The sequence below is a fragment of the Stenotrophomonas sp. YJH_SMC_82 genome (assembly GCF_059368875.1).
In genome coordinates this window covers 682,961-705,569 of record NZ_JCAFSE010000001.1, presented here as the reverse complement: position 1 = coordinate 705,569, position 22,609 = coordinate 682,961, and the positions used below count along the sequence as shown (strand labels likewise).

The 22,609-nt window shown below is 68.3% G+C and carries 19 protein-coding genes; 9 read left to right on the top strand and 10 right to left on the bottom strand.

Annotated features, from left to right (window positions below):
• Window positions 1-171 precede the first annotated feature (171 nt).
• Both AC5P53_RS03230 and rsgA read right to left on the bottom strand, forming a co-directional pair.
• Window positions 172-1,425 (bottom strand): flavohemoglobin expression-modulating QEGLA motif protein, encoded by a 1,254-nt coding sequence (locus AC5P53_RS03230; RefSeq protein ID WP_053495753.1) that lies wholly within the window; start codon window positions 1,423-1,425, stop codon window positions 172-174.
• Between the two features lie 126 nt (window positions 1,426-1,551).
• The gene (gene rsgA / locus AC5P53_RS03225; protein ID WP_032956568.1) at window positions 1,552-2,661 is read right to left on the bottom strand and encodes a ribosome small subunit-dependent GTPase A; all 1,110 of its coding nucleotides are present in this window, start codon (window positions 2,659-2,661) and stop codon (window positions 1,552-1,554) included.
• Window positions 2,662-2,775: 114 nt separating this feature from the next.
• Between rsgA and AC5P53_RS03220 the strand changes: the two genes are divergently transcribed.
• The 3 genes from AC5P53_RS03220 to AC5P53_RS03210 are packed head-to-tail and all read left to right on the top strand — an operon-like array spanning window position 2,776 to window position 5,395.
• Window positions 2,776-4,050: a pyridoxal phosphate-dependent aminotransferase gene (locus AC5P53_RS03220; RefSeq protein WP_227864568.1), complete on the top strand. Its 1,275-nt coding sequence runs from the start codon at window positions 2,776-2,778 to the stop codon at window positions 4,048-4,050.
• A 3-nt stretch (window positions 4,051-4,053) separates the two neighbouring features.
• Entirely contained in the window at window positions 4,054-4,671 is a 618-nt protein-coding gene (locus AC5P53_RS03215; RefSeq protein ID WP_032956572.1) for an SGNH/GDSL hydrolase family protein, read from the top strand.
• Window positions 4,672-4,675: 4 nt separating this feature from the next.
• On the top strand, window positions 4,676-5,395 hold the full coding sequence (locus AC5P53_RS03210) for a class I SAM-dependent methyltransferase (protein WP_134809270.1): 720 nt from the start codon (window positions 4,676-4,678) through the stop codon (window positions 5,393-5,395).
• Window positions 5,396-5,495: 100 nt separating this feature from the next.
• On the opposite strand, the gene AC5P53_RS03205 is transcribed toward AC5P53_RS03210, so the two are convergent.
• Window positions 5,496-6,275, bottom strand: a complete 780-nt coding sequence (locus AC5P53_RS03205) for a polysaccharide deacetylase family protein (protein ID WP_049440647.1) — start codon at window positions 6,273-6,275, stop codon at window positions 5,496-5,498.
• Between the two features lie 59 nt (window positions 6,276-6,334).
• On the opposite strand from AC5P53_RS03205, the gene grxD reads away from it, so the two are divergent.
• On the top strand, window positions 6,335-7,261 hold the full coding sequence (gene grxD, locus AC5P53_RS03200) for a Grx4 family monothiol glutaredoxin (RefSeq protein WP_049440649.1): 927 nt from the start codon (window positions 6,335-6,337) through the stop codon (window positions 7,259-7,261).
• Between the two features lie 119 nt (window positions 7,262-7,380).
• Here the strand turns inward: grxD and AC5P53_RS03195 are convergent, their stop codons facing one another.
• The 3 genes from AC5P53_RS03195 to AC5P53_RS03185 all read right to left on the bottom strand — a co-directional run bounded on the left by AC5P53_RS03195 (window position 7,381) and on the right by AC5P53_RS03185 (window position 12,245).
• A complete protein-coding gene (locus AC5P53_RS03195; protein WP_014648372.1) occupies window positions 7,381-7,920 on the bottom strand; it encodes a DUF924 family protein in 540 nt (179 codons plus the stop codon).
• A 43-nt stretch (window positions 7,921-7,963) separates the two neighbouring features.
• Window positions 7,964-8,740: an AMP nucleosidase gene (locus AC5P53_RS03190; RefSeq protein WP_005419211.1), complete on the bottom strand. Its 777-nt coding sequence runs from the start codon at window positions 8,738-8,740 to the stop codon at window positions 7,964-7,966.
• Window positions 8,741-8,858: 118 nt separating this feature from the next.
• Window positions 8,859-12,245, bottom strand: coding sequence for an autotransporter domain-containing protein (locus AC5P53_RS03185; RefSeq protein WP_495227108.1), 3,387 nt, complete (start codon window positions 12,243-12,245; stop codon window positions 8,859-8,861).
• Window positions 12,246-12,500: 255 nt separating this feature from the next.
• Here AC5P53_RS03185 and AC5P53_RS03180 point away from each other — a divergent pair, with 255 nt between their 5' ends.
• From AC5P53_RS03180 to AC5P53_RS03160, 5 genes are all read left to right on the top strand, one after another.
• On the top strand, window positions 12,501-13,910 hold the full coding sequence (locus AC5P53_RS03180) for an amidohydrolase (protein WP_241887101.1): 1,410 nt from the start codon (window positions 12,501-12,503) through the stop codon (window positions 13,908-13,910).
• The gene (locus AC5P53_RS03175) at window positions 13,910-15,172 is read left to right on the top strand and encodes an amidohydrolase family protein (protein ID WP_241887102.1); all 1,263 of its coding nucleotides are present in this window, start codon (window positions 13,910-13,912) and stop codon (window positions 15,170-15,172) included. Before AC5P53_RS03180 ends, AC5P53_RS03175 begins: the two co-directional genes overlap by 1 nt.
• A 20-nt stretch (window positions 15,173-15,192) precedes the next feature.
• Window positions 15,193-15,825: a 2-hydroxychromene-2-carboxylate isomerase gene (locus tag AC5P53_RS03170; protein WP_014648376.1), complete on the top strand. Its 633-nt coding sequence runs from the start codon at window positions 15,193-15,195 to the stop codon at window positions 15,823-15,825.
• Between the two features lie 95 nt (window positions 15,826-15,920).
• The gene (locus AC5P53_RS03165; protein ID WP_032956590.1) at window positions 15,921-16,862 is read left to right on the top strand and encodes a DegV family protein; all 942 of its coding nucleotides are present in this window, start codon (window positions 15,921-15,923) and stop codon (window positions 16,860-16,862) included.
• Window positions 16,863-16,939: 77 nt separating this feature from the next.
• On the top strand, window positions 16,940-17,278 hold the full coding sequence (locus tag AC5P53_RS03160) for a hypothetical protein (RefSeq protein WP_005410998.1): 339 nt from the start codon (window positions 16,940-16,942) through the stop codon (window positions 17,276-17,278).
• Between the two features lie 173 nt (window positions 17,279-17,451).
• On the opposite strand, the gene AC5P53_RS03155 is transcribed toward AC5P53_RS03160, so the two are convergent.
• The 4 genes from AC5P53_RS03155 to AC5P53_RS03140 all read right to left on the bottom strand — a co-directional run bounded on the left by AC5P53_RS03155 (window position 17,452) and on the right by AC5P53_RS03140 (window position 22,565).
• Window positions 17,452-18,864: an efflux transporter outer membrane subunit gene (locus tag AC5P53_RS03155; RefSeq protein WP_142235184.1), complete on the bottom strand. Its 1,413-nt coding sequence runs from the start codon at window positions 18,862-18,864 to the stop codon at window positions 17,452-17,454.
• The gene (locus AC5P53_RS03150) at window positions 18,861-19,943 is read right to left on the bottom strand and encodes an HlyD family secretion protein (protein WP_032956599.1); all 1,083 of its coding nucleotides are present in this window, start codon (window positions 19,941-19,943) and stop codon (window positions 18,861-18,863) included. The genes AC5P53_RS03155 and AC5P53_RS03150 overlap by 4 nt, the downstream gene beginning before the upstream one ends.
• Before the next feature lie 21 nt (window positions 19,944-19,964).
• Complete coding sequence (locus tag AC5P53_RS03145; protein ID WP_014648380.1) at window positions 19,965-21,494, bottom strand: MFS transporter; 1,530 nt, start codon at window positions 21,492-21,494, stop codon at window positions 19,965-19,967.
• Between the two features lie 153 nt (window positions 21,495-21,647).
• Entirely contained in the window at window positions 21,648-22,565 is a 918-nt protein-coding gene (locus AC5P53_RS03140; protein ID WP_014648381.1) for a LysR family transcriptional regulator, read from the bottom strand.
• Window positions 22,566-22,609: the final 44 nt, after the last annotated feature.

Below are 22,609 nucleotides of genomic sequence, written 5' to 3'. Positions count from 1 at the left end.
GCCGCGCCCGCAGGAAATTGTCTGGAGGAGGCGGGGCACCCTGGTCAGGACCGTTGGCGCCATGGATGGCGCCATCGAGCACCATGGAGGGGCTTTTGCGTGTCCTGACCAGGGTGCCCCGCCTCCTCCCAGCCGATAGCAGGCAGGCGCAGGAGGATCCGCCAACGCATTTCATTCCGGCGCCAGCTGGTCCATCCGTATCCGGTTGGCGAACAGCGAGAACGCCAGCATGCCGGCCAGGCCGTTCGCCCGGCTCACCCAATGCGGCAGCCAGCGCGGTGGCTTCAGTATTCCCGCCTCGAACAGCGGCGCGAACGCGATCGCATCGGCCAGGCTCATCTTGCCGGCGAACAACCAGCGGCAGACCTGCAGGCGGTCCTCGGCCAGCATGTGCCGGAAGAAGGTATGCACCGATACCAGGCCGCGCAGGTACACCGTGTCCTTGGTGAAGGCCAGGCCGCCACTCGGCGGCACGCCACGGAACACGCGCTGGGCCGAGGCGAAACTCTCTTCCGCGTTCTGCCCGGCATCGCAGAAATAGCGGAACACTTCGATGAAATCAGCGCCTTCGCGTGCCATCGCAATCGCTTCGGTACGCAGGCTGATGCGTTTCAGGCGCTCGATGTCGATGCTGCCGGTGATCTGCTCGGCGAAGGTCGCCAACCCTTCCTGGGTCGCCGTTACCCGTGGCGAGGACAACGCCAGGCTCGGCAGTACCGGCTGGCCGCGGCCATTCAATGCGGTCAGCGAATGCACCAGCGCTTCGTGGTGGAACAACTGCGCGCGGTCGTAGGCGCTGAAGCGCGCGCTGGTGCGCAGGCGGATGCGGGTCGGGCCGGCGGCGGCCTTGGACACCAGCTCCGGATCCAGCTGCACCTGGATGATGCGCGATTCGAAGAACGCATCCAGATCATTCTGCAGCTGCAGCTGCAGGGCGATGGCCGAGACCGGCACCTGTTCTTCCGGCGCCAGCAGTTCGTGGTCCAGTTCGGCGGCAATCTGTATGAAGTGGCGCGCCGCGTCGCGCGTGCTCGGGCCATTGCCCGGCAGCGGCTGCTCGGGGGCGCCGAACAGCTGCACCGAACAGGTATCAACGGCGGCGGTGCCCAGTCCTTCCAGCAGCTGCGCGGCCAGGTCCCAGCTCTGCGCTGACTGCCGCACGTAGTGGCCCAGCGGATGAGTGTCGTCGCAGTCGGCGGCGATCGCGGCCAGCGCGCGACGTTCTTCGCTGAAGTCCAGCCGTGGGTAATCCACCTTCGGCAGCACCGGCTGGCCGCGCGCCACGCTGTCCAGGAACGGTGCCTGCAGCGTGGCCGGCCAGCTGGTCAGGCCCAGCAGGCGGATGCCTCCCACGGCCTCGACCAGGCGCGCATCGAGCGCTGCATGGTGGGCCACATCACGGTCCAGCGTCGCAGTCGGTTCCATGCGCGGACTATAACGCCCTGCCGTGCCCGGCGCGGTGCGCCGCCGCCCGAGCATTGGCTCGGGCGCTACATGAAATGACTCCACCGCGGACCAGCTGTAGAGCCAAGCCCATGCTCGGCTGCCTTGTTACCGCCTACGCGGCTTGCCTGCCGGGCGGAACTGCTGGCCCTTGCCTTTCTTGCCGCCGCGCTCCTGCGCGGTCTCGGCCTGGCGTACCGCCAGCTTGGCGGCAGCGGCAGCCACTTCTTCCTTCAGCTTGAAATAGTTCAGCAACCGGCTCTCTTCGATCTCGCCCGCCTCGATCGCCGCCCGCACCGCACAGCCTGGTTCCTGCTGGTGCTTGCAGTCGTTGAAACGGCACTGTGCGGCCAGCGCCTCGATGTCGGCGAAGCCACCTTCGGACAGCGTCTCTTCGCCGGTCGGCTTCAGCTCGCGCATGCCCGGGGTGTCGATCAGGCAGGCGCCCGTCGGCAACGGCATCAGCGCGCGGTGGGTGGTGGTATGGCGGCCACGCGAATCGTTGGCGCGCACCGCGTTGGTCTTCATCCGCTGCTCGCCAAGCAGGGTGTTGGTCAACGTGGATTTGCCGGCACCGGAGGAACCGACCAGCACCACCGTGCGGCCCGGGCCCAGCCACGGTTGCAGCACCGCCACACTGTCGGCATCCAGGCCGTTGATCGCATGCAGCGCGATGCCCTGCATCTCCAGCTCTTCCAGCACCGCCAGCGCATCCTCGCTGTACTCGGTCTGGTCGGCCTTGGTCAGCACCACCACCGGTTCTGCACCACCACCGCCGACCAGCAGCAGGTAGCGCTCGATGCGGCGCGGATTGAAGTCGGCATCCAGGCCGCAGACGATGAACACCGTGTCGATGTTGGCCGCGATCACCTGCTGGTGGTAGTGCTCGCCGGCGGCGCCACGCTTGATCGCGGTGCGGCGTGGCAGCAGCGCGACAATGCGGATGCCGTCCAGCAGCACCCAGTCGCCCACTGCAGGCCGCTCGTGGCTGGGGAAGCGCGGGCGCTGCCATTCCGGCAGCGATTCGGCCTTGATCGACGCATCCGGGCCATCGGCCACCACGTAGTGGGTGCGGTGCTGTTCGATCACCCGCGCCGGGCGGGCCTGCGGGTGCGCGGCCATCACGGCCTGCCAGTCGGCCTGCTGCGCCGGGCCCGGCCAGGGCCAACCGATGGTCTGCAGGGCGATGAAATCGGGGGTCTGGGTCATCGCCGCCATTCTACCTGCGCCGGCGCCCTGCCAGCCCAGCAATGACAAGCCCGGCACCCTTGCCATGCACTGCAGCAATTCCGGTAGGATGGAATCCCCATGCCTTTTGACGGCCCAGCCCCCATGTCCACCAACTCGCCCAAGCCCCTGGCCATCCGCGAGCGCCTTTCCGAAGTGCGCTACGAAATCCGCGGAGAACTGGCGCGGCGAGCCCGGGAGCTGGAGGCGCAGGGCCGCAAGCTGATCAAGCTCAACATCGGCAACCCGGGCAACTTCGGTTTCCGCGCGCCCGAGCACCTGCAGCGCGCGATCGCCGATGACATGGGCCGCACCGATCCATACACCCACCAGCAGGGCCTGCCGGTCGCACGCGAAGCCATCGCGGCGTACTACGCCCGCCGTGGCGCACCGGATGCGCACCCCGACCGTGTGTTCGTCGGCAACGGCGTCAGCGAACTGATCGACCTGTCGCTGCGCGCATTGCTCAACCCGGGCGACGAAGTGCTGGTGCCCTCACCCGACTACCCGCTGTGGTCGGCCTCGACCATCCTCAACGATGGCCGCCCGGTGTACTACCGCTGCGCCGCCGAGAACGGCTTCCAGCCGGACCCGAGCGAGATCGAGACGCTGGTGTCCTCGCGCACCCGCGCCATCGTGCTGATCAACCCGAACAACCCCAGCGGCGCCAGCTACCCGCGTGAACTGCTCGAGCGCGTGGTCGAGATCGCGCGCCGCCACAACCTGCTGCTGCTGGTCGATGAGATCTACGACCAGATCCTGTACGACGATGCGGTATTCGAGCCGGTCGCGCCGCTGGCCGGCGACCACCCGTGCCTGACCTTCAGTGGCCTGAGCAAGGTGCACCGTGCCTGCGGCTGGCGCGTGGGCTGGGCCCACCTCAGCGGCGACGACGCGCGCCTGGGCGACTTCCGCGCTGCGCTGGACCTGCTCGGCGCGCTGCGCCTGTGCGCCAACGTGCCGGGCCAGTACGCCATCGAGGCCGCAGTGAACGGCCCGGACACCATCTCCGAACTGTGCACCCCGGGCGGCCGCCTGTATGAAACCCGCCGCGCGGTGATCGAAGCCTGCGAAGCCAGTGAGCACCTGTCGCTGGTCGCGCCGGCCGGTGCGCTGTACGCGTTCCCGGCCGTGGTCGGTGCCGCCGCCAAGGGCTTCGACGACCACAACTTCGCGCTGGATCTGATGAACAATGAAGGCGTGCTGGTGGTACCGGGTTCCAGCTTCAACGTGCCCTACCGCCATCATTTCCGCGTGACCCTGCTGCCGGAAGCCTCGGTGATGCGCGATGTGTTCGCCCGCATCGACCGCGTGCTGGCCCGCCGTGCCGAGGACGCGACCAAGGTCGTACCGTTGAAGCCGCGCCGTTCGGTGGCCTGAGCCGTGGCGCTGTCCTACCTGGCGCTGGGCGATTCGTACACCATCGGAGAAGCCGTTGCCGTTGAAGGCCGCTGGCCACACCAGCTGGCCGCCGCCCTGCGTGCGCAGGATGTGGCGCTGGCCGACCCGCAGACCATCGCCACCACCGGCTGGACCACCGACGAGCTGGACGCCGGCATCGATGCGGCCGCGCCGCAGGGCCCGTTCGATTTCGTCAGCCTGCTGATCGGCGTCAACAACCAGTACCGCGGCCGGCCGCTGGACGAGTACCGCGTACAGTTCCACGCCCTGCTGCAGCGGGCGATCGGCTTTGCCGGTGGCCGCCCCGGGCGTGTGCTGGTGCTGTCCTTCCCCGACTGGGGCGCGACGCCGTTCGGTATCGGCAGCGGCCGTGACCTGGCCGCGATCGAGATCGAGACCGACGAATTCAACGCGGCCGCTGAAGTGATCTGCACCCAGCAGGGCGTGGCCTTCGTCGACATCACAGACATCAGCCGTGACCACGGTGGCGACCCGGCGATGATCGCCGACGACGGCCTGCACCCTTCAGCACGGATGTACGCGCTGTGGAGCGCGCGCGCGCTGCCGGTCGCCGCCCACCTGCTCGGCGGAACGGACTGACCCGATGGATGGCACGCCACGGAACGGCCCGCCCCTGCCCTGCACACCCTTGAGCGCCGCGCAGGCCCGCGCGATCGCCGAGGCATTCCGCCCCGCACACGCCTGGGCCAGCCGCCGCGACTACTACTACACCCGCAGCAAGCTGGGCAGCGACCCGCTGTATGACGGCGTGCTGCAGCACCTGCCTGGCGACGGGCAACCCGTGCTGGACCTGGGCTGCGGGCTGGGCCTGTTCGCCCACGTGCTGCGCCAGCGCGGTGGCTGCCAGCCCTACCTGGGCGTGGACGTGGATGCCGGCAAGATCGCCCGTGCCCAGCGTGCCGCCACCGGCCTGCCCGCTGTGCGCTTCGACTGTCTGGACGTGCAGGCGCCGCTGCCGGCGCAGGCCGGGCATGTGCTGCTGCTGGATGTGCTGCAGTACCTGGACGCGGGCCCACAGCAGGCACTGCTGCGTGAGGCCAGTATGCGGGTCGCTCCCGGCGGCCGCCTGCTGCTGCGCACGCCACTGGCCACCGGCGATGGCCGCGACCGCACCACGCGGGTGGCGGACCGGCTGGCCTGGCTGGTCGGCTGGATGGGCACGCGGCCGCGCCACTACCCCGACCCGCAGGTGCTGCAGGCGACACTGGCCGAGGCCGGATTGAAAGTGACGGCACCGCGCCCCCTGCACGGGCGCACGCCGTTCAACAGCTGGTTGCTGGTGGCCGAACGCCCCGCGTTGTAGCGCCGAGTGCAGCATGTGCCGGCGCTGCGCCACAGGATGATCGCCAACCCTTGTGGCGCCGAGCCCATGCTCGGCTGCTCCACACCACCAGGGCCCGGCGTTACGGAACCGGCAGCCGCGCCTTCAGCCCCCGCTCGTCCAGCGCCTGCAGCACGCGTTCGATGATCGCCAGGTTGTGGCCGTGGGCGGCCCCCTCATGCAGCAGCACGATGGCGCCCGGGCGCAGGTCCGGCAGCAGCCGCGACAGCACGCCTTCCGGCGTGCAGCCGACACCGTCGTAGCCACGGGCGCTCCAGCCCACGCGCACCAGTCCCAGCGCCTTCAGCACCGGCGCCACGAACGGATTGGTCATGCCCACCACCGAACGGTACCAGCGCACCGGGCGGCCGCTTACCGCCTGCAGCGCATGCTGGCAGCCCTCGATCTCGGCACGCATCGCTGCCGGGCCCAGCCGCCAGAAGCGCGCCTGCGGATGGCTGTGGCTGTGGTTGCCCAGGTCGTGGCCGCGGCGCAGGATCTCCTGCACCAGGTCCGGCTGTGCCAGCGCACGCTCGCCCACCAGGAAGAAGGTGGCGCGGGCCTGGTAGCGGTCCAGCAGGTCGAGCACCGCACGGGTCTCCGGGCCGGGACCGTCATCGATGGTCAACCAGACGCTGTTTCCGGCCTCTCCCATCCGGCTCAGCACCGGCGCGTAGAAGCGGCTGTTGGGCAGGAATACCGGCACCAGGAACAGTGCGTGGCTGGCCACCATCACGGGCAGCCCCCAGTGCCAGCCGGCCAGGGCCCAGACCAGGATCACGGCCAGCTGCGACGCCACCAGCCAGGGCAGCCAGCGCCAGGGCCGGGTCGGGATGCGATGCAATGTTCCTGCGTTGCTCATCCCCCATGATGCCATGAGGGGTAGAATTGATGATTCGAATTCCCGGAACCCCGACGTCCATGTCCCTCGATCCCGCCCTGCGTTCGCGCATCGAATCCATCCTCAACGCCAACCGCGTCGTGCTGTTCATGAAGGGCCAGCCGTCGATGCCGCAGTGCGGTTTCTCGGCCAAGGCCGTGGGCGCCCTGCAGGACCTCGGCGTCGAGTTCGCCCACGTCAACGTGCTGGCCGACCAGGAAATCCGTGAAGGCATCAAGGCCTATGGCGACTGGCCGACCATTCCGCAGCTGTACATCGACGGCGAACTGATCGGCGGCAGCGACATCGTGCTGCAGATGGCTGCCAGCGGCGAGCTGAGCAGCGTGCTGGGCCTGGCCGCGCCGGACCGTACCCCGCCGAGCATCACCGTCACCCCGGCGGCCGTGGAAATGCTCAAGGGCGCGCTGGCCGATGCCCCGGGCGCTGCTCTGCAGCTGTCCATCGACGCCGGTTTCCAGCCGAACTTCCAGCTGGCCCCGCACGACGAAGGCGCCATCGCCGCCGAGTCCAACGGCCTGCGCGTGCAGTTCGACCTGGCCAGCGCCCGTCGCGCCAACGGCATCACCATCGACTGGGTGGACGACATCCGCGGCAAGGGCCTGGCCATCGACAACCCGAATGCGCCCAAGCCGGTGCAGGAAATCAGCGTGCGCGATGCCGACGACCTGGTGCGTGCCGGCAACATCACCCTGGTGGACGTGCGCCCGGCCGACGAGCGTGAAATCGCCGCCGTGGGCGTGCCGTTCAAGACCTTCGACGGCAACGGCCGCGCCGCGCTGGAAGCCCTGCCCAAGGACACCGCGCTGGCCTTCATGTGCCACCACGGTGGCCGCAGCGCGCAGGCCGCCGAGCAGTTCCGCGCCTTGGGCTTCACCAAGGTGTTCAACGTCACCGGCGGCATCAACGCCTGGTCGGAAGACGTCGACAACGGCGTGCCGAAGTACTGATTGAAGGCCCGGGGTCAGAGCCCTTTCCTGCGGAAAGGCGATCTGCCCCCTAAAAAGGGGACGGAGGGAATTAAGTCGTTTGTGGCAAAAACGACTTAATTCCCTCCGTCCCCTTTTTCTTAGCCGGCGAAACCGCCTTCGGCCAGGTAGTCCAGTTCTTCCGGTGAGGGAATGCGACCCAGCACGGCGTTGCGGTGCGGGAAGCGACCGAAGCGGCGGATGATGTCGCGGTGCAGCTCGGCGTACTGCAGGTATTCCTTGTCGCCCAGCACGTCGAACATCGCCACCGAGCGGTCCTGGTCCAGCGGATCCTCGGAGTGCTCGAACGGCAGGTAGATGAAGGCGCGCAGCTTGGGCACCAGCTGCAGGTCCAGGCCTTCCTCGATGGCGCGCATGGCGTAGTGCCGGGCCAGGCCATCGGTGGCGTAGGAATGGGCGCTACCGCGGAAGCAGTTGCGCGGGAACTGGTCCAGCAGCAGCATCAGCGCCAGTGCGCCCTCGGCACTGCCCAGCCAGTGTTCGCGCGCGCGCGAGGCGGCTGCGAAATGCTCATCCAGGAACAACTGGCGGAACTGCGCGTCGAACGCATCATCGCGGGCGAACCACTTCGCAGGGCCCGCCTCTTTCCAGAATTCCACCACGTGCGCGGCAACGTCCATCACCTACTCCCCAGGGCCGGCGCGCCGCGCCAGGCCATCATCATCATTCGTCGAAGCGCAGGTGGCGGACCGACTTGCCGTTGCGCCGGATAAGCTTAAGCGCCTCGATACCGATCTGGATATGGTTTTCCACGAACTGGGAGCTGACCTTGGCATCGGAGGCCTCGGTCTTGACCCCATCGGGGATCATCGGCTGGTCCGACACCAACAGCAGTGCGCCGCTGGGAATGTGGTTGGCGAAGCCAGCGGCGAACACGGTGGCGGTTTCCATGTCGATGGCCATGCAGCGCATCGCCCGCAGCCGCTCCTTGAACGCCTCGTCGTGCTCCCAGACCCGGCGGTTGGTGGTGTAGACGGTACCGGTCCAGTAGTCGTGGCCGAGATCACGGATCATGGTCGAGACCGCACGCTGCAGCGCGAACGCCGGCAAGGCCGGCACTTCCGGCGGCAGGTAGTCGCCCGAAGTGCCCTCACCGCGGATCGCTGCGATCGGCAGCACCAGGTCACCCAGCTGGTTCTTGCGCTTCAGGCCACCGCACTTGCCCAGGAACAGCACCGCCTTGGGCATCACCGCCGACAGCAGGTCCATGATGATCGCGGCATTGGGGCTGCCCATGCCGAAGTTGATCATGGTGATGCCATCGATGGTGGCGCTGGCCATCGGCCGGTCCAGGCCGATGACCGGGGCGCCGGTCAGCGCGGAGAAGGTGTGCAGGTAGCCGCCGAAATTGGTCAGCAGGATATGCTGGCCGAACTGGTCCAGCGGAACGCCGGTGTAACGCGGCAGCCAGTTGTCGACGATTTCCTGTTTGCTCTTCATGCCCGGTCCGGTTCTGCAGGGGCGCCATTGTAGGCAACGCTGCGCCTGCCCTGCCACACAATAGGGAAGGGGCGGCCCAACGGCCGCCCCTCCTGGTTTCCCTGCGGGAGCCGGTGGCTTAGAAACGCACCGACCAGCGCAGGTTGGCACCGTGGTCGCGGCTTTCGTCGCCGAACTGGCCGCTGTAGCCCAGTTCCAGCTGCTGCTTGGCGGTCAGCCAGGCCGAGAGGCCCAGTTCGGCCACCACCGCGCTGTCGGCGATGGGTGCACCGTTGACCACGAAGCTGTCACCGCCGGTGGCAAAGCCCAGGCGGGCCGACGGGTTGCGGTCGCCGCTGGCGTGGCGGTACGCCACCGCGCCGCGCACGTGCAACCAGCTGTCCTGCTGGAACGAGGCCTTCAGGCCCTTGTCGAAGCGCACGCCGGCCGTGGCCAGGGTGGTGCGCACGTCGTCCACCGAACCCTGCAGGGCCGCAGCACCGCCACGCTCGTTCACGTGCTTGGTGTCCACTTCCACGCGGGCCACCTGCACGTACGGCTCCAGGCCAGCCTCGCGGCCACCGAAGCGGTAGGCTGCTTCGATGAAGGCCTGGCGGGTACGCGCGTCGTAGCGGGCGCTCAGGGTGTCGCTGTAACCGGCGAACGCCAGCTCACGGGTACTGTCCACATCGTGTTCGCTCCATGCCAGGCCGCCACGCAGGCCGAAACCGCCCCAGTTGTGGCTGGCGTAGGCGCCGAAGTGGGTGTTGTCCACCTTCGACCTCGCACGGCGCCCTTCGCCCTGCTTCACGTCGGTGCGGCCGGTACCGGCCAGCACGCCCACCTGCCAGCCGCCGAACTCGCGGTCGGCACCGACCAGCAGGCCGTTGCTGTTGGCTTCGGTGCGGGCGGTGTTGGTGTTGCCATCCAGCGTGGTGCTGCCGGCCAGGGCCTGCACCCACACACCGGTGGCGTCGCCGCCTTCGGCACCCGGTGCAGCGGCACCGGCACGGCGGGCCAGCGCGGCATCACGCACGTAGCGGCTGCCTTCCAGCAGGGCCGCGCTGGTGGCGGCATGCAGTTCGCCGCTGAGGCTGTCCAGTGCGCTGCCCACCTGTTCCGGGAACAGCATGGTCAGCGGACGCGGCAGGCCCTGGTTGACCGCCAGACCGTCGACCACGGTGGCCACGGCCAACTGGTTGGCGGTGGTGGCCGCGGTAGCCAGCGCGTTGCCGCGGGTCACTTCAATGCGCGCGCCGGCGGCGGAGTAGGCCAGGCCGAACTGCAGGAAGGGCGAGAAGGCGCTGAAATCGGTGCTGGCGAACCGACCGTTCACGCCGCCGTCGGCCTGGATGAAGTTGAACTGCTCGCCCAGGTAGTAGGTGCCCGGTTCCGGCAGCGCCACCAGGGTGCCGCCCAGGGTGGCGGTGCCGGTCACGTGCAGCTGGTCGCTGCGGCTGCCCGGGGCCACCTCGGCCTGGTACACGCCAGTGGCGGTCTGCACATAGTCACCGTTGATGGTGAGCGTGCCGATGGAGTTGCCCGGAGCGATGATGCCGGCCACGGTGGTGTTTCCCAGCTGGCCCACGCCCTTCAGCGTGCCCTTTTCACCCACGAAGGTGCTGCCGCCGGTCTGCACGCCGTTGAAGGACACCACGCCGCCGGTGACGGTCAGGTCCGAGCCGTCCAGCACACCGGTGGCGGTGATGCGGCTGCTGCCGCCCAGGCTGTTCAGCGCTGTGTTCTGCAGGGTGCCGTTCAGCAGGAAGGTTCCGCCGGTCACGTCCACGGCGCTGGTCAGCGTGTTCACGCCGTCCAGTTCCAGCACGCCTTCGCGCACCACCGCGCCGTTGAAGCTGTTGTCGCCGCTCAGGCGCAGCCAGCCGATGCCGCTCTTGGTCAGTTTGCCCGGGCCGCCGATGTCATTGGTCCAGTCGTCCCATGCATCACCTTCCCACACCTTCAGGCCGCCGGCCTTCTGGTTCATCACCACTTCGGTGTCCACGCGCAGCGAGCCGTAGCCTTCGACGGCCGCAGCCAGGTTCATCAGGCCCCAGCCGTAGACATCGTCCACGCCTGCAGCACCCAGGTCGGTGGCGGTGGTCAGCAGCACGTCGCGCACCTGCGCGCTGTCCAGGTACGGGAAGCGCTCGAACAGCAGGCCCAGCGCGCCGGTGACGTGCGGGGCGGCCATGGACGTGCCGCTCAGTTCCTCGTAATCGGACGACGGGGTCTGGCTGATGATGTCCACCACCAGGTTGCCATTGTCATCGTAGAAATCACCTTCGATCACCGAATCGGGACCGTACACGGTCGAGTTGATGTTCGAGCCGGGCGCGGCGAGGCACCAGTTCGCCGCCAGGCCACAGCGCATCGAGCGGTTGCTCAGCTCCAGGTCCTGATTGACGTTGACCACGGCCAGCCAGTACGGCTCGACGTCGGCGACGGCGCGCGGCAGCGAGGCATACATGCCGGCAATCGGCGCTTCTTCCGGCGAAGTGTTGGGCGAATCGGTGTTGCCAGCGGCCCATACCTGGATCAGGCCGCTGCTGCGCGAACCTTCGGCCATCGCAGCCAGACTGGCGGCGAACACCGGGTGCGACTGGTACATGTCCAGGTCTTCCGCTGTGGTCGGCTCGTTGGCCAGGCCCCAGCTGTGGTTGATGGCGCGCACACCCTGCTCGTTCATCTGCGCATACAGCTGCGGGTAGATCGAATCGTCGGCCTGGATGGCGGCGATGGTCTGTTCGTCCAGATACAGGGAACCGCCGATATTCACCACCGACAGGTAGGTGGCGCTGTTGGAGAACAGGCGGGCCACGCTCAGGTCGGCGCCGAAGGCAACACCGTGGGTGCCGTGGCCATCACGGTTGGCGGCGATGGTGCCCGACACGTGGGTACCGTGCACGTTGTAGCTCAGGCCTTCGTAGAAGCCATTGCGCTCCAGCAGATCGGCATAGTCCGGGTCGAGCAGCTGGTAGGACACGGCCACCTGGTCACCGTCGCTGGCGAAGCAGGCGTCCGGGCCACTCAGCACTTCGCGCGCGCACAGGCTGCCATCGGCCAGCACGTCGGACAGATGGATGCTGCGGTGGTCCTTGCCGGCGAACTCGTCGTGGTCCAGGCCGGTGCCGCTGTCGAACACGCCCAGGCGGATGCCGGTGCCGGTCAGGCCGCGTGCGTAGGCCACATCGGCGTTGATCGCCTGCAGGCCCCAGTCGCTGTTGAATTCGGTGGTGCGCCAGCTGGCGGCATCACCCGGCTTGCCCATGATGGGTTCCGGATCGACTTCCACATCGGCGGCGGCGACGGCCAGCGACGGCGAAGCGGTGAGGACCGGTGCGGCAAACGCGGCCTGCAGGCTGCGCTGGAACTGGTAACGCGACAAGGCGTCTGCGTTGCTGTCCTGGGCCAGCGCCGGCAGAGCGGCGGCCATCAGCAGCGAGCCAACAATGGCCGAGGCCAGGGGTGAGGGGAGGATCGAGCGGCGGGAAGCGGTGGAGCGATACGACGGGAAGACAATCATCTGCAGTTACGTCCTTGATTCCTTGAAATATTTCAGGTGCAGCTCCGTCATGGAGCAATGGAAAGCACACCTCACGGCGGGTCAGCGCTCGCTGTCCCACCGGTTGGTAGCGGCAGGTGTCACAAAAAATTAATGCTTCGTTCAGAATTTTTGTATAGGAAAATCCCCACCCCTGCCCCTGCCCAAGGTCACTTGGCAAGTGGTATCGACGACGGATAGCGTCGGCGGATTCACGCGTGGGTTGGGGATCTCTGCATGGCATCGATGGTGTTGCGCGCCGCTCTTGGGATGGCGCTGGTTTCGTTGAGCACGGCACCGGCGATGGGCGCCTCGCGCTTCGTCGCCGATCCCTACCCCAGCACCTACCGGGCGCATCCCGATGCGCCGGTGCTGATCCAGAACGCCATTGTGCTCACCGGCACCGGCCAGCGCCTGGACAACGCCGACGTGCTGCTGCGCGAGGGCCGCATCGCCGCCGTGGGCCGCCAGCTGCAGGCCGATGCCGGGGTCACCCGCATCGATGCGCGGGGCAAGTGGGTCACCCCGGGCCTGATCGACGTGCACTCGCACCTGGGCGTGTACCCCAGCCCGGGCGTCGGCGCGCACAGCGACGGCAACGAGATGACCGCACCGGTCACCGCCAATGTCTGGGCCGAGCACTCGGTGTGGCCGCAGGACCCGGGCTTCGCTACAGCCCTGGCCGGAGGCGTGACCAGCATGCAGGTGCTGCCTGGCTCGGCCAACCTGGTCGGTGGCCGTGGCGTGACCCTGAAGAACGTGCCGGCCATCACCTACCAGGCCATGAAATTCCCGGGTGCTCCGTGGGGGCTGAAAATGGCCTGCGGCGAGAACCCGAAACGGGTTTACGGCGAAGGCAAGGGCGTCGCCCCAGCCACGCGGATGGGCAACGTTGCCGGCTACCGCGCCGCCTTCATCGATGCTGCCGACTACATCGCCAAGAACAAACCCAAGCCGGCCAAGCGCAAGGGCTGGTTCGGCAGCGACAAGGGCGACAGCGCCGGTGATGCCGGCGGCAAGCGCGATCTCAAGCTGGACACGCTGGCCGGCGCGATCGAAGGCGACATCCGCGTGCACATCCACTGCTACCGCGCCGACGAGATGGCCACCATGCTCGACCTGGCCAAGGAATTCGGCTTCAAGGTGGCGGCCTTCCACCACGGCGTGGAGGCCTACAAGCTGGCCGACCGGCTGGCCGCCGACGGCGTCTGCGGTGCGCTGTGGGCCGACTGGTGGGGCTTCAAGATGGAAGCCTTCGATGGCATTCCGGAGAACATCGCACTGGTCGACCGGCCGAAGAACAGCTGCGCCATCGTCCATTCCGATTCGCCCGAAGGCATCCAGCGCCTGAACCAGGAAGCGGCCAAGGTGATCGCCGCCGCGCGCCGCGCGCACATGCCGGAGATCACCCCCGAACATGCCATCACCTGGATGACGGCCAATGCCGCCAGAGCGCTGGGCATTGAAGGCCAGACCGGCACCCTGGAGGCCGGCAAGATGGCCGACGTAGTGGTGTGGAACGGCAACCCCTTCGGTTCCTACGCGCTGGCCGAACAGGTCTTCATCGACGGCCGCCGCCTGTACGACCGCAGTGCGCCGGCAGCGACGCCGCGTTCCGATTTCCAGCTCGGCCAGGAGGTGCACTGATGGGCGCGTTGAACAAGCGTCGCCGGGCTTGGCTCGGCGCTACGGTCATGGTGCTGGTCTACCTCTCCGCAGCTGCGCAGGCGCAGGACCTGCTGGTCCGCAACGCCACCGTACATACGGCCAGCGCGCGCGGCAGCCTGCAGCACGCCGATGTACTGGTGCAGGGCGGCATCATCCGCGCAGTCGGCAACGGGCTGTCCGCACCGGCCGGGGCCAACGTCGTCGAGGCCGATGGCCGCCCGCTGACACCCGCGCTGTTCGGGGGCATCACCGAGATCGGCATCGAAGAAGTCTCCGGTGAAGCGAGCACGGTCGACAGCACGCTGAAGATCGGCGAACAACCGTTGCGCCCCGAGTTCGATGTCACCCTGGCCTACAACCCGGCCTCGGTGCTGATCCCGGTGGCGCGCCTGGACGGCATCGGCTTCACCGCCTTGGGGGCCGCCACCGGTGGCGGCTTCGTCGCTGGCCAGGGCGGTGTGATGCGGCTGGACGGCAGCGCCGATCCCCTCGGGCCGCGCGCGCTGTTCCTGCGCCTGGGGTCGGCCGCAGTGGAACTGACCGGGCATTCGCGTGCGGCGCAATGGATGCTGCTGCAGCAGATGGTGGACGAGGCGCGTGGCCAGGTCGCCGCGGACTCACCGCATGCGCTGCTGACCCCGGCCGGGCGCCGCACGCTGGGCCGCTACCTGGCCGGCCAGGGCCGCATCGTGGTGGAGGTGGACCGTGCGGCGGACATCCGCCAGCTGCTGCGCTGGGGCGCCCGCGAGAAGGTGAAGATCGCCATTGCCGGTGGCAGCGAAGCCTGGCAGCTGGCACCGGAGCTGGCCGCCGCGCAGGTGCCGGTGTTCGTCGACGTGCTGTCCAACCTGCCGGCCAGCTTCGACCAGATCGGTGCAACCCTGGAAAATGCGGCACGCCTGCAACGGGCCGGCGTGGCGGTCTCGTTCGTGCAGCGTGGCGACGCCTCGCACAACGCCCGCAAGATGCGCCAGCTGGCCGGCAATGCCGTGGCCAATGGACTGCCCTGGGCCGACGGCCTGGCCGGCCTGACCCGGGTGCCGGCGCAGGCGTTCGGTGTGGCCGACCAGATCGGCAGCATCGAGCCGGGCAAGCGTGCCGACCTGGTGCTGTGGGAGGGCGACCCGCTGGACGTGGCGCACTATGCCGAACAGGTCTGGCTGGGCGGCCGGGCGATGCCGATGCGCTCGCGCCAGACCGAGCTGCGCGATCGCTACCTGCTGCGCAACGCGCAGCCCTGACCGCATTGAAGGACACCACCATGGCCACCCTGCGCTGGTATTTCGACTTCGTTTCGCCGTACTCCTACCTGCATTGGCAGAAGCTGAAGCAGCTGCCCGAATTCCCGCGGATCCAGCCGGTGCCGATCGCCTTTGGTGCCGTGCTGCATCACCTGGGCAACCTCGGGCCGGCCGAGATTCCGGCCAAGCGCCGCTTCATCTACCGCCAGCTGCTGTGGACCGCGCAGGCCGAAGGCACACCGCTGCGGTTCCCGCCGGGCCACCCGTTCAATCCGCTGTCTGCCCTGCGCCTGTGCCTGGCCGCGGGTGGCAGCGCACGGGCGGTGGACGTGCTGTTCGACTGGATCTGGCGCGACGGCAATGCCGCCGACAGCGCCGAGGCCCTGCGCGAACCAGCCGCGCGGCTGGGGATCGAGGATGTCGCCAGCGCCATCGCGACTCCCGCGGTCAAGGAGCAGCTGCGGAGGAACACCGAAGCCGCCATTGCAACCGGCGTGTTCGGCGTGCCGACCCTGGCCATCGATGGCGAACTGTTCTGGGGCAACGACGCCCACCCACTGATGGCGGCGGTGCTGGCCGACCCGGATCTGCTGCGGCAGCCCGAATGGCAGCGCCTGGCCGAGCTTCCGGTGGCCGTGCAGCGCAGTCGCTGAACAGGGCGTGCCGCGTTTCCCTCGCGCGCCACGCCAGAATTTGAGATAGATTTCACATTTCCGAACCTACAACCGCCCTGGAGGGGGAGCCGCGGATGCGCATCGGAATCGTCGTCGACTCGGCCTGCGACCTGCCGCAGGACTTCATTGCCGAGCACAACATCGTGCTGCTGCCGATCACCGTACGGATCGGCGAAGCCGTGCTGGCCGATCATCGCGATGAGCAGGCCACCCTGAGCTTCCTGCACGCGCATGTGGCCGAACATGGCGCTGAAGCGGAAACCATCCCCTTCAGCGTCAACCAGATCCGCGACCTGTTCCTGCAGCAGCTGGTGATCGATTACGACCACGTGTTCTGCATGACCATCACCAAGACCCGCAGCCCGATCCACGACAACGCGCTGCAGGCCAGCTTCGCCATCCTCAACGATTACAAGCCGGTGCGGCAGGCAGCGGGCTACAACTCGCCGTTCGCGCTGCGCGTACTTGATACCCAGAACCTGTTCGCCGCGCAGGCCGTGACCGCGGTGGAGGCTGTCCGCCTGCGTGACAGCGGCGCCAGCGTGCAGCAGATCCGCGAACGGCTGGAAGAACTGGCCGGCAACGTGCACGGCTACATGATCACCCGCGACCTGTACTACATGCGCGCACGCGCGCGGCACAAGGGCGACCGCAGTGTCGGCCTGCTCAGCGCGGCACTGGGCAGTGCACTGGACATCAAGCCGGTGCTGCACGGCTACCGTGGCGAGACCGGGCCGGTGGCCAAGATCAAGGGCTTCGACAGCGCCGTGCAGAAGCTGTTCGCGGTGGTCGGCCAGCGCGTGCGTGCGGGGCTGATGACGCCGACGGTGTGCGTCAGCTACGGCGGCGAACTGGACGAGCTGCGCAGCCTGCCCGGCTATGCACAGATGAAAGAGGTCTGCGCCGGCCATGGCGTGACCGTGTACGAATCGGTGATGAGCCTGACCGGCATGGTCAACGTCGGCAAGGGCGCGGTCACCGTGGGATTTGCCGATGGGCCGCATCGGTTCGAATGAGCGCTGGCCACGGCAGGAATCTGCACATCGATTCCACCCCGACTGTGCCAGCCTTGCCGCACTTCAAGGAGAACTCCATGCCTGCGCAGTACCACATCAGCCTGCCCGATCCGTCCAAGGCCCGCGGCAACGACCCTGACCTGTCCTTCCATTCCCAGGGCGCCGCCGGTTTCGCCGAAGAGCTGCAGGATGCCCTGCGCAGCGGCACGCTGTTCGAACGCTGGAAGGCCAAGCAGCCCGACCCGGATGCGGTGGAACCGCAGTGGGGCGTGACCGACCCGGAGGCCACCGTGACCGGCGAGCAGAAGGACCTGCGCATCAACCTGGTCGCCACCACCCGCATCGACAGTGACGTGTTCAAGCAGCGCCTGCGCCTGCTGGCCGGCAGCCACTGGGAACTGCGCGACGTGCGTTGAGGCACCCGCCCGCCGGGCATGGCCCGGCGCTACCGTGCCCGTGTCGTGATCGACCCGGTGCCGATGACCATGCTCTGGTAGACGCCACCCTTGGTTGGCGCTCCAAAAAAACTGCCAACCAAGGTTGGCAACTACCGACGAACCGCCGGGCATGGCCCGGCGTTTCCCTATCGCTACCAGCCGCCACCGAGCGCGCGGTACAGCTCCACCCGCGCGATCGCGGCGGCGGCCTGGCTGTTGGCCAGCGCGGCCTGGTTGTCCAGCGCGATGCGCTGGGTGGTCAGCACGTCCAGCATGTCGACCACGCCGGCCTGGTACTGCCGGCGCGCCGCCCCCAGTGCCGTCTCGCTCTCATCCACCGCCACGTGCAGCTGCACCGTGCGCTGCTGCTCGGCACTGTAGCCGTCCATGGCGTCGTCCACCTCATGCCAGGCCTGCAACACGGTACGGCGGAACTGCAGGGCCGACTGTTGCTGCTGCAGCCTGCTCAGCGCGAGGTTCGCCTTCAGCCGCCCGCCCTGGAAGATCGGCAGGCTGATCGACGGCCCGATGCTGAAACGGTGCGCGTTCCAGCCATCCAGGTCATCCAGCTGCTTGGCCTGGAAGCCTGCGTCACCATTCAAGGTGATGCGCGGCAGGAAACTGGCCTTGGCCACGCCGATGCCGGCCGTTGCCGCATGCAGTGCCGCCTCGGCACGACGGATGTCCGGGCGACGCTCGGCCAGTTCACTCGGCAGACCCACCGCCACCGCTGGCAACGCCGGCCAGTCACGGCGTGCATCCTGCAGCTGCGCGTCCAGCGCCTGCGGCGGCTGTGCCAGCAGGAACGCCAGCGCATTGCGCAGCTGCGATTCGCGATGCCGCAGCGGCGCGATGCGCGCCTGCAGCGAAGCCACCTGCGCGGCCGCGCTGGACACCTGCAGCGTGCTGGCCACGCCCTGCTTCTGGCGCGCCTCGGTCAGCCGTTTGATGTCATGCGCGATGCTGAGGTTGTCCTCGGTGATCGCCAGCAGCTGCCGCGTCGCACGCAGCTGCAGGTAATCACGCGCGGTTTCCGCCAGCAGCGCGATGCGCACGGCGTGTGCATCCTCTTCGGCCATCTGCACGCGCGCGTCGGCCGCTTCCACCTGGCGCCGCACGCGGCCCCACAGGTCCAGTTCCCAGCCCAGGCCGATACCGGCCTGGAACAGCCCGTAGTCATCACGGCCGCCATTGCCGGACGGATCATTCAGGCCCACCTCGCTGTTGCGTGCACGCACGCCACTGGCGCTCGCGCTGACGCTGGGCAGGCGATCGGCGGCGGTGATGCCGCGCGCGGTGCGGCTCTGCTGCACGCGGTTGGCGGCCAGCTGCAGATCCAGGTTGGCCGCCAGCACCTGGTGGGCCAGCTGCCCCAGCAGCGGATCGTCGAAGCCGGCCCACCAGGCCGCGTCCTGGTCGATGGCGTTGCCGGCGACAGCCCCACCCCGCCAGTGGCCGGGCAGTTCCGCCTGCGGGCGTACGAAGTCCGGGCCCATCGCGCAGGCAGCCAGGGCCGTGCACAGGGTGGCCGCAACGAAGGTGCGGAACACGGTAATGGCGCTCATGCGCCCTCCCCGCGCTTGTGGCCCGGTCCGTGCTGCACGCTCTGCGCACGCGCGCGGCTGCCCAGGTCAACGCTGGCTTCCACCGACATGCCGGCACGCAGCTGGTCCAGCAGCGGCTGGCCCGGCTCCAGCACGATCTTCACCGGAATGCGCTGCACCACCTTGGTGAAGTTGCCGGTGGCGTTCTCTGGTGCGACTGCAGCAAAGGTGACGCCGGTGGCTGGTGCAATGCTGTCGATGTGCCCGCGCAGCGGCGTGCCCGGGAATACGTCCACCTTCAGTTCGACCTGCTGGCCGGCCTGCATGCGGGTCATCTGTGTTTCCTGGAAGTTGGCGACCACGAAGGCGCGCTTCAGCGGGACCACCGCAGCCACCGGCGTACCCGGGGTCAGGTAGGCACCGACGCGCACTGCGCGGCGACCGACCATGCCATCGATCGGCGCGCGCAGCACGGTGTGCGACAGATCCAGTTCGGCGCGTGCCTGTGCCGCTTCTGCACGCTGCACCGCCGCCTGTGCAGCCTGCACGCCCGCGCTGAGGATGTCGGTGCGCTGGCGTGCGGTCGACAGTGCGGCCTGGCCCTGCTGCAGATGCGCACTGGCCACGGCCTGCTTCGACTGCGCCTGCTGCGCGTTCTGCACGGTACCGGCGCCATCACGGGCCAGTTCGCGGTAACGCTGCTGGTCGGCACTGGCCAGGGTCAGTTCGGAACGGCTGACATCGACGCTGGCCCTGGCCTGCGCGATCAGCGAGTCCTGCTGGGCCAGTGCGGCCTGCGCATTGGCCAGCTGCGCACGGGCATTGGCAAGGTCGGCACGCGCAGCCTGCAGTGCCACCTGGTAGTCGCGGTCGTCGATGCGGGCAAGGACGTCGCCGGCCTTCACCGACTGGTTGTCCTCTACCTCCACGGCACTGACGAAGCCGGCAATCTTCGGCGCTACCAGGGTGTAGTCGGCCACCACGTACGCATTGTTGGTGGTCTGGTGACCGCCATCGCGCAGCAGCAGCCACGCGCCGATGGCCAGGGCCAGCACGCCCAGGCCCAGGCCGGTGTTGAGAGGGGTTCGATTGATCGTCATGAGGGGGTTCCTGCGAAAGGTTCAGGCCACGGCGCGTGGCGGATGGATGCGGGTGGGCATCCAGGCAATGAGGGGAATGAAGGCCAGCGCCACCAGTGCGACCACCCAGTACAGGTCGGCCGAAGTCAGCGCCTGTACCTGTGCATGCAGGCGCGCGCCCAGCTGCGGGCCATCGGCCAGCCACGGTTGCTCGCCAAGGCGGTCGACCAGCACGGTGGAATGGAAATGACGGCGGCCTTGGGCGATGGCATCCAGTACGCCACCGGCGAGCACCGCAGCGAAGCCCTTGACCGTGTTGAACCAGGCCGAGGCAAACGGGCCATCCTGTGGCGCCAGGCCGCCGGTGGCCAGCATCAGCAGCGGCAGCACCGCCATCGGCTGGGCAAACACCTGCAGCAGCTGCACCCACAGGAAGTTGTCGCGGATCCAGGCCACGTCCAGGTGCGAGCCCAGCCAGCAGGCCAGTGCCAGCATCGCCAGGCCGGTGGCCTGCACCCAGCGGCAGTCCACCGCGCGGATGTTCAACAGGGCCGCCACCAGCGGCAGCGCGATCACCTGTGGCAGTGCCACCCACAGCAGCATCGGTGCGGTCTGCAGCGGCCGGTAGCCCTGCACGCTGGCCAGGAAGCCGGACGGGATCGAGATCACCGCCAGCAGCACGAACAGCACGCCACCCAGCGTGACCAGCGAGTAGCTGAGATTGCGGTTGGCCAACAACTGCAGCTTGAAGAACGGCAGCGGGTGGAACCATTCGTTGATCATGAACAGCACCATCAGGCCGGCACCGCCACCGATCATCAGCGTGATCATCGGCGAATCGAACCAGTTCAGCCGCGGGCCCTGCACCAGGCCCAGCACCAGCAGCACCAGCGCCGGCAGGCCGAGCAGCAGCCCAACGCCATCGAACTGGGCGAAGCGTTCCAGCCGCAGCGGGTCCTGTGGCAGACCCCAGCCGACCATCGCCATGGCGGCCAGGCAGTACGGCACGATCTGCCAGAACGCCCAGTGCCAGCCCACCTGCTCGACCCAGAACGCGGCCAGCGGCGTGCCCATGCTCGGGCCGAACGTCGCCGTCAACGCGTAGCCGGCCAGGCCGTACAGCTTGATGCCAGGCGGCAGGAAGCGCAGCGCCACGCTCATCAGCAACGGCGGCAGTGCACCGCCGCACAGGCCCTGCAATGCACGCAGCAGCAGGAACACCTGCAGGTTCGGGGCGAGCGGGCACAGCACGCCCAGCACCATGAAGCCACCGATCATCGCCAGCGCGAAACGGCGCAGCGAGAACGTGGCGGCACACCACGGCGCGAAGGCCATCGCGCTGACCGACATCGCGCTGTAGAGGGCGACGATCCAGCTGCCGTCGTCGACGCTGAAACCCATCGCGCCACGGATGTCGGCCAGCGCGACCTTGGTGATGTTCTCGTTGAAGCCGGACACCAGCACCGCCAGCAGCACGCCACACAGGCCGACCAGAATGCGGCGATCGAGCCCGGGGGCGGCGGCAGGACGGGGCGCTGCGGCGGCCGGGACAGCGGCGGCCGGCGCACTCATCGCCAGGCACCGATCCGTGCAGTGCACGGCATGTTGAGGGTCATTGGAATGCGCTCAGTGAAACTCCGGGGAGCGCAGTCTAGGGAGCCGGTACCCTGTGAAAAATGGCGTCGCCGGCATCCCAGGCGTGCGTCCAGCGCACGCCTGCGGGTCTCAGCGGTGGGCGTCCTCGACGCGCTCGCACATGGTCTTGATCGAACGGCGAAGCCACTGGTGCGCGGCATCGTTGTCCAGCCGCGGATGCCAGGCCTGCACGATGGCCGCGGTACGCACCGGGATCGGCAGCGGGAACAGGCGCAGCGGCAGGCGCATGCTGACGATCCGCTCCAGCATCACGCTCGGCATCTGCGGCAGGATCAGGTCTGATTCGGCCGCCGCGAAGATCGCACCGTGGAAGGTCGGGCTGATCAGCGCCACGCGGCGCTGCAGGCCGAGCGTGGCCAGGTCATCATCGATCGGCCCACGCGGCAGGCCACGGCGCGACACCGCGATGTGGTCGCACGCGGCAAAGCGCTCTGCACTGATCTCCTCGTCGAACAGTGGATGGTCCTCGCGCGCGGCGCCCATGAACGAGGTACTGAACAGGTTCTGCACCTTGGTATCGGGCGCATGCTTGCCGGCGGTGCTGATGTACAGGTCGATCCGGCCCTGCGCCATCGCATCATCGTCGGTATCGCCCTCGGGCACGAAGCGCAGCACCGCGCGCGGTGCCTGCTGGCGGAAGATCTCGCGCAGGCGACCGCCAAATCCACCGATGAAGACATCATTGGCGCGCACGCTGAAGGTTCGCTCGAGCACGCGCATGTCCACTTCACGACCAGCGTTGAAGACGCGGTGGGCCTGCTCGATCACATCGCGGACCTGCTCGCGCAGCTGCAGCGCGCGGGGCGTGGGCGCCAGACCGCGGCCGGCACGCACCAGCACCGGGTCACCCAGCGCAGTGCGGATCCGGCCCAGGGTGCGGCTCATCGCCGGCGCGCTCAGGTTCATGCGGCGCGCGGCGGCGGCCACGCTGCATTCGTCAATCAGCACGTCCAGTGCCAGCAACAGGTTCAGGTCCGGCAGGGGCATGACAGTCTCCAGTAAATCAGATGACTCTACGGCACTTGCAACCA

What these genes read in the sequence shown, in the direction of transcription:
- AC5P53_RS03230 (WP_053495753.1), bottom strand. Translation starts at nt 1,425, where the DNA reads ATGGAACCGACTGCGACGCTGGACCGTGATGTGGCCCACCATGCAGCG.
- rsgA (WP_032956568.1), bottom strand. Translation starts at nt 2,661, where the DNA reads ATGGCGGCGATGACCCAGACCCCCGATTTCATCGCCCTGCAGACCATC.
- AC5P53_RS03220 (WP_227864568.1), top strand. Translation starts at nt 2,776, where the DNA reads ATGTCCACCAACTCGCCCAAGCCCCTGGCCATCCGCGAGCGCCTTTCC.
- AC5P53_RS03210 (WP_134809270.1), top strand. Translation starts at nt 4,676, where the DNA reads ATGGATGGCACGCCACGGAACGGCCCGCCCCTGCCCTGCACACCCTTG.
- AC5P53_RS03205 (WP_049440647.1), bottom strand. Translation starts at nt 6,275, where the DNA reads ATGAGCAACGCAGGAACATTGCATCGCATCCCGACCCGGCCCTGGCGC.
- grxD (WP_049440649.1), top strand. Translation starts at nt 6,335, where the DNA reads ATGTCCCTCGATCCCGCCCTGCGTTCGCGCATCGAATCCATCCTCAAC.
- AC5P53_RS03195 (WP_014648372.1), bottom strand. Translation starts at nt 7,920, where the DNA reads ATGGACGTTGCCGCGCACGTGGTGGAATTCTGGAAAGAGGCGGGCCCT.
- AC5P53_RS03190 (WP_005419211.1), bottom strand. Translation starts at nt 8,740, where the DNA reads ATGAAGAGCAAACAGGAAATCGTCGACAACTGGCTGCCGCGTTACACC.
- AC5P53_RS03185 (WP_495227108.1), bottom strand. Translation starts at nt 12,245, where the DNA reads ATGATTGTCTTCCCGTCGTATCGCTCCACCGCTTCCCGCCGCTCGATC.
- AC5P53_RS03180 (WP_241887101.1), top strand. Translation starts at nt 12,501, where the DNA reads ATGGCATCGATGGTGTTGCGCGCCGCTCTTGGGATGGCGCTGGTTTCG.
- AC5P53_RS03175 (WP_241887102.1), top strand. Translation starts at nt 13,910, where the DNA reads ATGGGCGCGTTGAACAAGCGTCGCCGGGCTTGGCTCGGCGCTACGGTC.
- AC5P53_RS03170 (WP_014648376.1), top strand. Translation starts at nt 15,193, where the DNA reads ATGGCCACCCTGCGCTGGTATTTCGACTTCGTTTCGCCGTACTCCTAC.
- AC5P53_RS03165 (WP_032956590.1), top strand. Translation starts at nt 15,921, where the DNA reads ATGCGCATCGGAATCGTCGTCGACTCGGCCTGCGACCTGCCGCAGGAC.
- AC5P53_RS03160 (WP_005410998.1), top strand. Translation starts at nt 16,940, where the DNA reads ATGCCTGCGCAGTACCACATCAGCCTGCCCGATCCGTCCAAGGCCCGC.
- AC5P53_RS03155 (WP_142235184.1), bottom strand. Translation starts at nt 18,864, where the DNA reads ATGAGCGCCATTACCGTGTTCCGCACCTTCGTTGCGGCCACCCTGTGC.
- AC5P53_RS03150 (WP_032956599.1), bottom strand. Translation starts at nt 19,943, where the DNA reads ATGACGATCAATCGAACCCCTCTCAACACCGGCCTGGGCCTGGGCGTG.
- AC5P53_RS03145 (WP_014648380.1), bottom strand. Translation starts at nt 21,494, where the DNA reads ATGAGTGCGCCGGCCGCCGCTGTCCCGGCCGCCGCAGCGCCCCGTCCT.
- AC5P53_RS03140 (WP_014648381.1), bottom strand. Translation starts at nt 22,565, where the DNA reads ATGCCCCTGCCGGACCTGAACCTGTTGCTGGCACTGGACGTGCTGATT.